9 protein-coding genes are annotated in these 13,190 nt (G+C 32.3%); 7 read left to right on the top strand and 2 right to left on the bottom strand.

All coding sequences use genetic code 11. From position 1 onward, the window contains the following. Positions 1–584: 584 nt before the first annotated feature. The 7 genes from HMPREF3241_RS09550 to HMPREF3241_RS09520 all read left to right on the top strand — a co-directional run bounded on the left by HMPREF3241_RS09550 (position 585) and on the right by HMPREF3241_RS09520 (position 10,034). A complete protein-coding gene (locus tag HMPREF3241_RS09550; protein WP_002447038.1) occupies positions 585–803 on the top strand; it encodes a sterile alpha motif-like domain-containing protein in 219 nt (72 codons plus the stop codon). A 27-nt stretch (positions 804–830) separates the two neighbouring features. Continuing rightward, the gene (locus HMPREF3241_RS09545; protein WP_002495975.1) at positions 831–1,277 is read left to right on the top strand and encodes an antibiotic biosynthesis monooxygenase family protein; all 447 of its coding nucleotides are present in this window, start codon (positions 831–833) and stop codon (positions 1,275–1,277) included. A gap of 341 nt (positions 1,278–1,618) precedes the next feature. After that, positions 1,619–3,199, top strand: a complete 1,581-nt coding sequence (gene mbcS / locus HMPREF3241_RS09540; RefSeq protein WP_002447040.1) for an acyl-CoA synthetase MbcS — start codon at positions 1,619–1,621, stop codon at positions 3,197–3,199. Between the two features lie 362 nt (positions 3,200–3,561). Then, positions 3,562–6,189 (top strand): pyruvate, phosphate dikinase, encoded by a 2,628-nt coding sequence (gene ppdK / locus HMPREF3241_RS09535; RefSeq protein WP_058703080.1) that lies wholly within the window; start codon positions 3,562–3,564, stop codon positions 6,187–6,189. 1 nt (position 6,190) lies between these two features. Next, positions 6,191–7,009, top strand: a complete 819-nt coding sequence (locus tag HMPREF3241_RS09530) for a pyruvate, water dikinase regulatory protein (RefSeq protein WP_002447042.1) — start codon at positions 6,191–6,193, stop codon at positions 7,007–7,009. 208 nt (positions 7,010–7,217) lie between these two features. After that, the gene (gene lqo, locus HMPREF3241_RS09525) at positions 7,218–8,717 is read left to right on the top strand and encodes an L-lactate dehydrogenase (quinone) (protein ID WP_001830651.1); all 1,500 of its coding nucleotides are present in this window, start codon (positions 7,218–7,220) and stop codon (positions 8,715–8,717) included. 393 nt (positions 8,718–9,110) lie between these two features. Then, positions 9,111–10,034 carry a hypothetical protein gene (locus tag HMPREF3241_RS09520; protein ID WP_058703079.1) on the top strand — a complete coding sequence of 308 codons (924 nt, stop codon included), beginning with the start codon at positions 9,111–9,113 and terminating at the stop codon, positions 10,032–10,034. A gap of 132 nt (positions 10,035–10,166) precedes the next feature. On the opposite strand, the gene HMPREF3241_RS09515 is transcribed toward HMPREF3241_RS09520, so the two are convergent. Together HMPREF3241_RS09515 and HMPREF3241_RS09510 are read right to left on the bottom strand one after the other, a co-directional pair. Further along, positions 10,167–11,057 carry a fructose bisphosphate aldolase gene (locus HMPREF3241_RS09515; protein ID WP_002458264.1) on the bottom strand — a complete coding sequence of 297 codons (891 nt, stop codon included), beginning with the start codon at positions 11,055–11,057 and terminating at the stop codon, positions 10,167–10,169. Between the two features lie 313 nt (positions 11,058–11,370). After that, positions 11,371–12,732 (bottom strand): FAD-dependent oxidoreductase, encoded by a 1,362-nt coding sequence (locus tag HMPREF3241_RS09510; RefSeq protein ID WP_002486869.1) that lies wholly within the window; start codon positions 12,730–12,732, stop codon positions 11,371–11,373. Positions 12,733–13,190 lie beyond the last annotated feature (458 nt).

Raw genomic sequence — 13,190 nt, 5'->3', positions numbered from 1 at the left:
GAGAAATGAAATACTACTATTACTTACTTTTATGAAGGCAAGTATTGTTTGATTGAGGTGCGTATACGAGCTAATAAAATTACATCTATAATCATAAGACACCATCTTTGTTAAAACATAGTTATATGTAACGTCTTTGTCGCTCTATCAATATTAAAGAATTAGCCTTATTTTATCCTTCTGAAAATGAGGTGATTATGCATACTTGGGGTCATAATTTATAAATAGTATATATGCTTATATTTAGAAAAGTAATAATTGAATAGTAAATGTTGCTTCAGATATTTACAAGATAATCAAGTCGCACATTTTGGGTGCCATAGAGATAATTATGTTTACTTCTATATGTAGTAGGTTTGATATTCTGTTTAATTAATTAGAGAAAATAAGAGCAATGAAAAGTTTATGTTTTTTATGTGTCAATAACACTTTTCAGCTACTATATCACTTAGTTTCTCTTACTTTGATAAGTTACTAAGAATATATATGTATAAGTTAAGTACATAGAGTGTCGGTTTGGATTTAATGTTTTATATAATAAATCATGGTAGTATGTATTTATATCATATTGAAGAGGTGATAAGGTGAGTTTTTATCATTTTATACAAAATTTCGTTGGTGATGAAACACCTTTAGGTAAACTAGCCGCATGGATTAACCAAGATGAAGATTTCCCTATGGAGGAAACAACAGCACATAATATATTAAACTATTTTAATCAGTTAAATTATTTTGATGACGATTGTATTGAAACTGTAAAACGCTCACTATCACTATATGAACAAAGTAAAGTAGCCCTATAATATTAAATTGAAATGAAGGGATGTCTTATGTTAGTTAGCGATACAAATAAAACATATATAATAGAAGAAACTCGTAATTCATTCATAATTGAAAGGAATAATAATCAACAGCACTACGAAGTATTAGAATCAATTAACAGCTTATCTAATGATACATTTTGTGTGTTAAATCACTTATTCGTCAATGAAGGTAATGAAGAGGTTTTTGAGTCACGGTTTTTAAAGAGAAATCAACATTTGCAAGATGTGCCTGGTTTTAAAGCGTTAAGATTTCTTAGACCGGTAGTCAAAGGGAGACATTACATTATCATCACGCTATGGAACAGTAGACAAGCTTTCTATGATTGGCAAAATTCAAAAGCATATGCGCAAACTCATAAAAAACGTGGAACTCAAAAAGGTGTCGATCATCGTATAGTCAATAAAGATTTATCCTATAATATAAGAATAGAGTTAGAAAGTCTTAATAACTAAATTTGTGTTGAATATATGAATGATAAAATATAAAAACGGTATAATATTTTATTGGATTTATTAAGAATAAAAGTTTGAGAATACTTTTAATGAATTGTACACACGTAAAAGTCTATTTGACTTGCCCAAATAATATAAGATAAATGAATGTATGTAACAAAAAGTTATTGTCAACAATCAAAAAGTTAATGATAAACCTGTACATTATTTTATTTTTCAGGTTTTTCTTATTTGAAAATTTGTTAGTTGATGATGAATGATACGAATGTTTTTAATAGGTTTGATAGATTATAAACCTTTGGTAGTTTTTAGATGAAAGTATATTGAAAGGAAGTACACGTATGAATAAATCAAATTTACTAGCACCTGAGAAATATAATATTGTTTCAGAAATAGAAAAATATGCTTCAGAAGATCATAAAAAAGCCATTATTTACAAGGATAACGAGCATGAAAATATTTCTGTAAGTTATAAAGAACTTATCAGTAATGCTAATAAAGTAGGGAATGTATTCCTCAATCATGGGCTAAAAAAGGGAGATAAAGTTCTCATCATGATGCCACGTGCAATCGTTACATATGAATTATATATTGCAGCATTGAAACTGGGTATAGCGATTGTTCCAAGTTCGGAAATGTTACGAACAAAAGATTTACAATATCGAATTACTCACGGTGAGATTGATGCAGTTATTTCATTTGATTCTCTAACTAAAGAATTCGAAAACGTTAAAGAATATGACCAATTAAAGAAATTTATAGTAGCTGGTCACAAAGAAGATTGGGTTTCAATAGAAGATGAAAAAGAAAAAGTAAGTGATGACCTTAAAGGCGCAGATACAACACGAGATGATTTGGCGATTCTTTCTTATACATCAGGTACAACAGGTAATCCAAAAGCAGTAACGCATTCACATGGATGGGGGTATGCCCATTTGCAAATGGCACCAAAACATTGGTTATGCATACAAGAGAATGATCTTGTATGGGCAACTGCAGCACCAGGGTGGCAAAAGTGGGTGTGGAGTCCATTCTTATCTGTTTTAGGGATGGGAGCAACAGCATTTGTCTATAACGGTCGTTTCCACCCTGAAACATATCTCGAGTTACTTCAAAATTATCAAATCAATGTTCTATGTTGTACACCAACAGAATATCGTATGATGGCTAAACTTAGTCATTTAGAACAGTATAATTTAGAACATTTACACAGTGCGGTGTCTGCGGGTGAACCTTTAAATCGAGAAGTTGTTGAACAATTTAAACGTCATTTTAATATTACTGTTCGAGATGGATATGGACAAACGGAAAGTACATTGTTGATTGGATTTCTAAAAGATACTGAACCACGTATGGGTTCAATGGGTAAAGGTATACCTGGTAGTTTTGTTACTGTCATTGATGATGATGGTAAAGAGGTTGGCCCAAATGTAAAAGGTAATATTGCCGTGCCTTTAGACTTACCTGCCTTATTTAAAGGTTATTTTAAAGATGAAGCACGCACAAAAGCAGCTTCAACAGGTGATTATTATGTTACTGGAGACCAAGCTCATATTGATAATGATGGTTATTTCTGGTTCGAAGGTCGCCGTGACGATATTATTATTAGTTCAGGATATACCATTGGACCTTTTGAAGTAGAAGATGCATTAACAAATCATGCAGCTGTTAAAGAATGTGCTGTTGTAGCAAGTCCGCATGACATTCGTGGAAATATTGTTAAAGCATTTATCATCTTGCAAGATGATTATGAAGCAAGTGATGAGTTAATCCAAGAATTACAAGTATTCTGTAAAAATGAAGTAGCACCGTATAAATATCCAAGAGCAATTGAATTTGTTGAAAATCTACCAAAAACAAATTCAGGTAAGATACGTCGCGTTGAATTACGTGATGCAGAAATTAAAAAATATAAACAATAGTATTCATCGCATTAAGTATGAATGAAAATATTTCCTGGGACACTTATACAATGTCTCAGGTTTTTTATTTTGATTATCAGAGACTAATATTAGAAATATGCATTAGTATAATTTAGTTAATGTCATGGGATAGGGAATTCAATATGAATTTTGTCCTGTTTTTTACGATTACATGAGTATAACCTCATCAATGATGAATTGAAAAATAGAATCATGAATAAAAAAGCATTAAATTAATACTTTTGACATATTTAGAACAAATTTAATGAAAGCCTTTTCTTAAAAGTGTTGTAATTCCTTTTTTATTATGACATACTTGTAAATAAATAGTATGACATAATAAAAATAAGAGGTGGTCAAGAATGACACAATTCGTTTATGCATTTAATGAAGGAAATATAGCTATGAAAGACTTACTTGGTGGTAAAGGTGCCAATCTTTCAGAGATGAAGAGACTCGGACTACCAGTACCTGATGGTTTTACAATTACGACTGAAGCTTGTATTACCTATTTAAAACAAAATGAAGAACTACCTACAGAAGTAAAGACACAATTAATTGATCATTTAGCAGCTTTTTCTAAACGAACTGGAAAGGCATTTTCTTCTGATGACAACTTATTATTAGTATCAGTACGTAGTGGTGCAAAAATTTCCATGCCAGGAATGATGGATACAATTCTTAATTTAGGACTTAACGATGATAATGTAAAAAAGCTTGTTGACAAAACAAATGATGCGCGCTTTGCATATGATTGTTACCGTCGTTTACTACAAATGTTTGGAGAGGTTGTTTACGGTATTCCAATGACAGCTTTCGATACATATTTTAATGATTTTAAAACGAAGCATCGTTATCAAAATGATGCTGAAATTCCGGCAGAAGGACTACAAACTATATGTGAAAGATATAAAGAAATTTATGTAGAAGAGGCATATAAACCTTTTCCACAAGAACCGTTAAAGCAATTAGAAGAAGCAATTGAAGCAGTATTTAAATCTTGGGACAATGATCGTGCACGTGTATATAGAGATTTAAATGATATTCCACATGATATTGGTACAGCTGTAAATATTCAGGAAATGGTATTTGGTAATAGTGGTGCAAATAGTGGTACGGGTGTAGCATTTACAAGAAATCCAGTTACCGGAGAAAATCATTTATTCGGGGAGTACTTACTTAATGCTCAAGGTGAAGATGTTGTTGCAGGTATTCGTACCCCTAAGGATATTGACACTTTAAAACAACAAATGCCAGACGTGCATCAAGAGTTCGTTGATGTAACCAAACAACTTGAAAAGCATTACAAAGATATGCAAGATATAGAATTTACAATTGAAAATGGGAAACTTTATTTATTACAAACACGTAACGGAAAGCGTACTGCTAAAGCAGCAATAAAAATTGCTGTGGATTTAGTTCACGAGCAATTAATTACACGTGAAGAAGCAGTATCAAAAGTAGAAGTAAAATCAATAGACCAATTATTACATCCTAATTTTAATGAAGAGTCATTAAAGCAAGCGACAGTGGTTTCTAAAATGGGCTTACCAGCTAGTCCCGGTGCAGCAACAGGAAAAGTAGTCTTCTCTGCTGAAGAAGCAAAACTTCAAGCTGAAAATGGTAATAAAGTAGTGTTAATGCGACCGGAAACATCACCTGAAGATATTGAGGGGATGGTAGCAAGTGAAGCAATCGTAACAACTCATGGTGGTATGACATCACACGCTGCTGTTGTAGCAAGAGGAATGGGTAAATGTTGTGTGACAGGATGTTCGAATGTAGAGATAGATACAGTGAACAAAACAGTATATTATCCTGAAGGTGAATTACATGAAGGGGATATCGTTTCTGTAGATGGTTCAGCTGGTGATTTATATTTAGGAGCAATTGAAACAGTCAATGCTGAACATAGTGAAGAGTTCGATCAATTTATGACTTGGTCTGAAGAGATTGCAAGACTGCAAGTTAGAATGAATGCTGAAACACCACAAGATATAAAAGCTGGATATAATTTTGGCTCTAAAGGAATAGGTTTAGTTCGTACTGAGCACATGTTCTTTGGCCCTGAACGTTTAATAGAAATGCGCCGTTTTATCTTAGCTTCAAATCATGACGAACGTGTACAAGCTTTAGAAAAAATTAAAACATACCAAATAGAAGATTTTGAAACAATTTTTAGATTATCTCAAGATAGACCTACGATTGTTCGTTTACTTGATCCACCGTTACATGAGTTCTTACCATCATCTGAAGAAGATATAAACAATGTTTCTCAACAGCTGAATGTATCTTCTGAGTTCTTACGCAAGCGAATCGTTGACTTAAATGAGGTCAATCCAATGCTTGGTCATCGTGGTTGTCGTTTGGCTGTGACTTATCCAGAGTTATATGAGATGCAAGTTGAAGCTATCATTGAAAGTGTTATTAAGCTTCAAAAAGAGGGGATAACGTGCCTGCCAGAAATTATGATTCCTCTCGTGTCAACAGTAGAAGAATTTACAACTTTAAAAGAACGATTAGTTAATACAATTACACATTTAGAAAAAGAATCTCAACAAGATATACAATATATGATAGGTACTATGATTGAAACGCCTAGAGCATGCTTGATTGCGAATGACCTTGCGAAACATTGTGATTTCTTCAGTTTTGGTACTAATGATTTAACACAATTGACATTTGGTTTCTCTAGAGATGATGCAGGAAAATTCATAAATGTGTATACTGAAAATAACATTTTACAGCTTGACCCATTCCAAACTTTAGATAGAGAAGGTGTAGGACGACTAATTCAATTAGCCGTTGAACAAGCTAAAAATACCAATCCAGAGATTAAAATTGGTGTATGTGGTGAGCTTGGTGGCGATGCAAAATCAATTCGTCAATTTAACCAATGGGGAATTGATTATGTTTCATGTTCACCATTTAGAGTTCCGGGTGCAATTTTAGCTACAGCTCAGAGTCAAGCGGAGGAAAGCGAGCGATAAGGTGAAGGATAATAATGAAGTATTAAAGTTATTTATAGTTTCAGATTCAATAGGAGAAACAGCGCAACGGATGATTCATGCAACGTTGACACAGTTTCCAGATTTAACTCAAGTAGAAATTAAGAAATTTCCGTATATTAAGGACGAACAAGAATTTTTAAATGTCTTACAATTAGCTAAAGAACAGAATGCAATTGTTGCAACAACATTAGTGAGTGAGTCATTTAATGCATTAGGTCATCAGTTTGCAAATGAACATCAAATTCCCTATGTAGATTACATGTCTGAGTTAATTAGTATAATTAAAAAACATACACACGCTAAACCATTAATGGAAAGTGGTGCGTTGCGTAAGCTTAATGATGAGTATTTTAAGCGTATAGAAGCAATTGAGTATTCAGTGAAATATGATGATGGTAAGCATTTTACAGATATTGGAGAAGCGGATGCTTTAATAGTAGGTGTATCACGTACCTCTAAAACGCCATTAAGTATGTACTTAGCTAATAAAGGATATAAGATTGCAAATATTCCTTTGGTCCCTGAAGTGGCTATTCCAGATAATGTATTTCAACAAAAGAATTTAAAGGTATTTGGATTAACAGCAAGTCCCAATTATATCGCAAATATACGACGTAATCGTGCAGAAACATTAGGACTATCTTCAGAATCTAATTACAATAGTTTAGAGCGTATCAAAAAAGAATTATCTTATGCTGAAGAAGTTTTTAGAAAATTAAATGCAACGGTAATTAATACAGAATATAAATCGATAGAGGAATCGGCATTTTATATTGAAAAGTTTTTAGCTAAACGTTAAATTTTCATAAAAATATATATCATAAAATTGTCATAAATTTACTATTAACAATTTACTTTTCAAAGTGCTTGCTTTAACATATATATGTAAAAGCTATTAGATTTGATTCTTTTCTAAGGTTTTGAGGTTATAAAGTAATATAACAAGAATGATGACGTCTAATTAGCTGGAAAGCAATTTGATAACTACTACACAAGAGGTGAACATTATGGCTATGTCTGACAAAAAAGACGTCGTGTTAATCGGTGCCGGTGTACTAAGTACTACATTTGGTTCTATGTTGAAAACGATTGCACCTGATTGGGACATTCATTTATATGAACGTCTAGATCGTCCTGGTATTGAAAGTTCAAATGAACGTAACAATGCAGGAACAGGGCATGCAGCTTTATGTGAATTGAACTATACTGTACAACAACCTGATGGTTCAATTGATATTGAAAAAGCTAAAGAAATTAATGAACAATTTGAAATTTCTAAACAATTCTGGGGGCATTTAGTTAAATCAGGAGAAATTCAAAATCCTAAAGAATTTATTAATCCATTACCTCATATTAGTTTTGTTCGTGGTAAAAATAACGTTAAATTCTTAAAAGATCGTTATGAAGCGATGAAGCAATTCCCTATGTTCGATAATATCGAATATACTGAAGATATTGAAGAAATGAGAAAATGGATTCCATTAATGATGAAAGGCCGTGAAGATAAGGGCTACATGGCAGCGAGTAAAATAGACGAAGGCACTGACGTAAACTACGGTGAATTAACTCGTAAAATGGCTCAAAATCTTAAAAACTCACCAAACGTTGAAGTGCAATACAAACATGAAGTTGTTGATTTTGAACGTTTGTCTAATGGTAAATGGTCAGTTAAAATTAAAAATCTAAATAATGGACAAGTATTCGAACATCAAACTGATTATGTGTTTATCGGTGCTGGTGGTGGCGCAATTCCACTATTACAAAAAACTGGCATTCCAGAAAGTAAACATTTAGGTGGATTCCCAATCAGTGGACAATTTATTGCTTGTACAAATCCACAAGTTATTGAACAACACGATGCTAAAGTTTATGGTAAAGAACCACCTGGTACACCACCAATGACGGTACCTCACTTAGATACACGTTACATTGATGGTGAAAGAACATTATTATTTGGGCCATTTGCAAACGTGGGGCCTAAGTTCCTAAAACATGGTTCTAACTTGGATTTATTCAAATCAATTAAACCATATAACATTACGACTTTACTTGCTTCTGCAGTTAAAAACTTACCATTAATTAAGTATTCATTTGACCAAGTCATTATGACAAAAGAAGGTTGTATGAACCATTTACGTACGTTCTATCCTGAAGCACGTGATGAAGATTGGCAAGTTTACACAGCTGGTAAACGTGTACAAGTTATTAAAGATACTGAAGAGAATGGTAAAGGATTTATCCAATTTGGTACTGAAGTGGTTAATTCTGAAGACCACTCAGTTATTGCATTACTAGGCGAATCACCAGGAGCATCAACTTCAGTATCAGTAGCACTAGAAGTTTTAGAGAAAAACTTCCCTGAATATGCGAAAGACTGGGAACCTAAAATCAAGAAAATGATTCCTTCATATGGTGAATCACTTATTGATGATGTTCAATTAATGAGAAAAATACGTAAACAAACATCTAAAGATCTTGAATTAGGATTCTATAATAAAGCAAAATAAAAATATATAGCGTTATCTATTAATCCTTGTTAGGTAAAGTTGCTGTATTTAATATTTTAAATGCCTGAGACAATGAGTGTCTCAGGCATTTTTATATATTAACAGTCGATGGTTAATTTGCAGATGAAAGGGATTTAAATCAAGATTGTGAACTATCATATCTTTTGATAAGGCAGCGAAAAAATTCAATACAAAGTATATTTCATATCTTTTCTTTAATTGATAGATAATTAATGAAAATTCGTTTTTTAAAATTAATAAATAAAAATATGTATAGGTAACTATATATCCAAAACCTTAAATAGTGTATTATAAAGTTATAAATAGCAATTTAAAAATAATGAATATTTAATTGTTATTTCTCTGTATATAAAAATTAAAAGGAGATAGAATATGAAAAAATTTTTGGGAATTTTATTAATTGTGATGTCAATTGCTCTTGTGGGATGTTCAAATAGCAATGATTCAGATCAATCTTCTAATGAAAAGTCATCATCAAAAAGCTCGGAGAAAAAAACGGACGTGGCGACTGAATATACAAAAGAGGATGAATATAAAGAACTAGAAAAAGAAGCTAAGGATCTTAAACAAAAGCCAGTTCTTAATGAAATTGATGCACTTATTACAGAAAAAGGTTTTACAAACAAAAAGGGATTGCAAGGCTGGGAAGACTATAAAAAATTAATGGATAAGGTAACACTTGCAGATTATAAATACACAAAAGAATCTAAAGGATCATCCATTGAAGAAGTTAATAAGTTCTTTAAAGATAAAAAAGGTGTAGAGATTAAACGAATGAAAAGTAAGGAAAAAAATATTAAGCATATCAATTATATGTATGTAGATCCAGATGGTAAAAAAACAGGTAAAAATAAGCAACCTATGTCCTACGCTCAAATACTTGCAACATTTAAAGAAGGTAAATTAGTAGCTACAAATATTCAACCTGGATTTTTTGCTTTAGATAAAAAGAAAATGGTTAAAGCTAAAGACTTAGAAGAAGTTAAGACATTGGAAGATTTAACGCGTTTGAAAAATCCTAAAGCGACATCATATGGTATTTTACAGACGAAATATAAAGGGAAACCATACACTCAAGTTTCAATATTAGGCAGTGACTCTGATGAAGAGAATGATATTTCCTCAGCCATATTAGCTTATTATCTATTTTCACCAACGGAATTAGATAGTGACGATAATCATAAATACGTTGAAGTTGCATCAGCGCCATTCTTAAGTGCTCAAAACGATTTTTCATCTTATCAACTTGGTGTATTTAAAAAAATTATCGAAAGTAGTATGTCATTCGATGAATAATCAAAGGACAAAATGTGTGTAAAATATAAAAAAACCGTGTGGTCAGATTAATCTACCACACGGTTTTAATATTTCTCTAGACAATGTGATGTTGTTAAGAGAAAACATTGTTCGTTATGAACTGATAAATAATTAGTTTTTATTTACTGACGCATCATAGATTGAATCTACAGCATCGCCTAATGCTTTATCGAATTCTTCTTGTGATTGGCTAGCACGTAAGTCACTTGCTAATGCACGTGAGAAGCTTGCAATTAATTCATCGTTATCTTTTAACAATTTGTTAGCTTCATCTCGGCTGTAACCACCTGATAATACTACTACACGTACAACATTAGGGTGGTCAGCTAATTCTTTATATAAGTTAGCTTCAGTAGGAATAGTTAATTTTAGCATAACTAATTGATCATCGTTTAATGAATCTAAACCTTTTTTGATTTCAGCTTTTAAAACTTTCTCAATTTCAGATTTATCTTTAGCGTTAATATTAACTTCTGGTTCGATAATAGGTACTAAACCTTTAGCGATGATTTTTTTAGCGAATTCAAATTGTTGTTCAACAACATCTTTGATTCCTTGTTCATTAAGTTCAAGGATGTTAGAACGCATTTTAGTACCGAAGATATGACGTTCATTTGCACGATCTAAAGTTTCATCTAAATCATCAATTGGTTTCATTAATTGTACGCCATTTTTCTCTTCAGCAAGACCTTTGTCGACTTTTAAGAAAGGAACAACGCCTTTGTCCGCTAAATAGTCTCCAGTGTATTTACCTTCAACTTCGCGATCCATAGTTTGTTCGAATAAAATCGCACCTAAAATTTTATCAGGTGAAAATGAAGGTGAAGTTACAACACGTGTACGCATATCGTGAACAAGTTGGAACATTTCGTCTTCATTACTGTATTGGTCTTCATTCACACCATATTCTTTAAGTGCTTTAGGTGTACTACCACCACTTTGGTCTAATGCAGCAATGAATCCTTTACCATGAGTCATTTTTTCTAATTGTTCTTTATTCATACTTTCCACTCCTTAATATAACTTTCATATACAGTATGATAAAAATTACTTTTTATCTCAAGTTTTTCTACTTAAAAATGATGAAAAATCACATAATTGTTGTAATTAACTATGATTTAGATGTGTAAAATGTTAATAAATCGTAACAATGATTTTCCTTAAATACATCATTTCGTCAGAAACACCGATGAATAGAATTGAAAAAGTTTAACTGGTGCAATTTAATTATCAACTGATAAAGGTTAAATCAACCTAGGACAACATTAGATATCCTAGGCTTATAAGTACTTTATCCTATATCAGATTAAGAGATTTAGAATAACATCTTATCGCTACCAAATGTATCTCCCAATGCTTGTTGAGCTAAAACATTAAGGTAATGCCATGGTCTATCATAATCAGGTTGGAAGAAGAAATCTTGGACAGCGAGCTGTTCAAGTGTGAATCCAGCAGATATTACTACTGAAATTGTATTAATAGAAGCAGTAATATCTTCTTTTGACATGACTTGACCACCAAGTATACGGTGAGTGTCTTTATCATAAATAATTTTCATATGAATTTTCGTATCATCTTGCATAAATTGAGGACGAATCAATTCTTCTACGTATGTTTGACCTAAATTGCCATCATAATTATCGATTTCTGTACCATGAATGCCAGTCTGTCCAAATTTATAATCAAATAATTGTAAACCTGAAGTACCAGAAACGCGCGGCATTGTCATTTCTTTACCCAACATGTTTTTTGCTGCGACAACGCCTTGACGTCTTGAATTTGTTGCTAATGCAATATAACGATCCTCAGATACTGGTGCAAAAGGAACTAATGTCGCATCGCCACCTGCATAGACATCTTTAGCAGATGTTTGTTGTTGGTGATTAATGTTTATAATTCCTTTTTTACCTAAATCTATTTTATCTTTTAGCCACTCGGTAGCCGGTTCGACACCTACAGCAAATAAGACAGTATCTGCGTCATATTCATTTTTGTCGGTAACTACAGTAGTTACTTCGCCATTTTGATTTCCTGAAAGTGATTGTACTGTTTCGCCACCTTTAAAATGAAGACCGTGTTGCTGTGCATTTGTTTCTAATACGTCTGTAAACTCTTTATCTAAGTAAGTGTTTAATATACGATCAGCGACATCTACGATTGTAGTATCTATGCCTGCTTTAGCAAAAGCTTCAGCAGCTTCAATACCTATATAGCCACCTCCGACTACAACAGCCTTTTTGGCATCTTTCATGCGTTCTTTAATTTGATTTGCCCAATCGCGTCCACGCATAAATAATACATGTTTATATTTTTCAATTCCATCGACTGGAGGTGTAACAGGTTTACCGCCGGGACTTAGGAACAATTTATCATAAGAATAAGTTGATGTTTGACCTTGGTGTTCAACTGTAACAGTCTTATTGTCAGTATCTAAATCTGTGACTGTGCTATTCGTATGAATGTTTACACCTTGTGCCTTATAAGAGTCAACGGATGCGTAATGTAAATCATCTAGTGATGATGAGATGTCTTCAAGATAACTTTGAATACCACAAGATAAAAAGGACGGTTGATCTGCACTTTCAAAAACTTGAATATCAGCATTTTCATCTTCTTTAAGCAATGTTTGGATTACTTCATATCCTGAATGAGATGTACCTACCACAATATATTTCATTATGATGTCCTCCTTTTATTTATAAAAACGTATAGATTACGTTAGTTTTAGCAATTACATTATGATGTTTACCCAGGTAGTTAAATTCTATTCAACGTTATTGAAAAAGTGATATATATTTCAAAATTTTGTAAAAGAATTGGAGGTTCGTTCATGTTCGATTAATATGAAACTTAAGTCATTGACTCAAGGATTTTTACATATGGGTAGTCGATAGTGGATTAAAATGCGCTATTATCAAGCTTGTTTCAATATTTATGTTATTGGTAGGAGAGTGTGTTCAAAATATTTTACAAATATTGAAATTAAAAGGAGAGATTGGCACATAATTTCTAGCAAAATAACCAGTAAATGAGTTTTTTATAAATTCATTTACTGGCTCCTTTATTTACAATAGTTCGTATTGTTGGATTGCTTTCTTAGGGAACAGCTTCATCCTGTAGTCTTCAGCTTGTCCT

This window comes from Staphylococcus sp. HMSC34G04, from assembly GCF_001838765.1.
Classification (GTDB): domain Bacteria; phylum Bacillota; class Bacilli; order Staphylococcales; family Staphylococcaceae; genus Staphylococcus; species Staphylococcus epidermidis.
The sequence above is the reverse complement of the archived record's forward strand: the minus strand, read 5'-3'. Positions and strand labels throughout refer to the sequence as shown.

Coding starts and splice junctions, on each gene's coding strand:
- HMPREF3241_RS09545 (WP_002495975.1), top strand. CDS start 831: ATGTTAGTTAGCGATACAAATAAAACATATATAATAGAAGAAACTCGT.
- mbcS (WP_002447040.1), top strand. CDS start 1,619: ATGAATAAATCAAATTTACTAGCACCTGAGAAATATAATATTGTTTCA.
- ppdK (WP_058703080.1), top strand. CDS start 3,562: ATGACACAATTCGTTTATGCATTTAATGAAGGAAATATAGCTATGAAA.
- lqo (WP_001830651.1), top strand. CDS start 7,218: ATGGCTATGTCTGACAAAAAAGACGTCGTGTTAATCGGTGCCGGTGTA.
- HMPREF3241_RS09520 (WP_058703079.1), top strand. CDS start 9,111: ATGAAAAAATTTTTGGGAATTTTATTAATTGTGATGTCAATTGCTCTT.
- HMPREF3241_RS09515 (WP_002458264.1), bottom strand. CDS start 11,057: ATGAATAAAGAACAATTAGAAAAAATGACTCATGGTAAAGGATTCATT.
- HMPREF3241_RS09510 (WP_002486869.1), bottom strand. CDS start 12,732: ATGAAATATATTGTGGTAGGTACATCTCATTCAGGATATGAAGTAATC.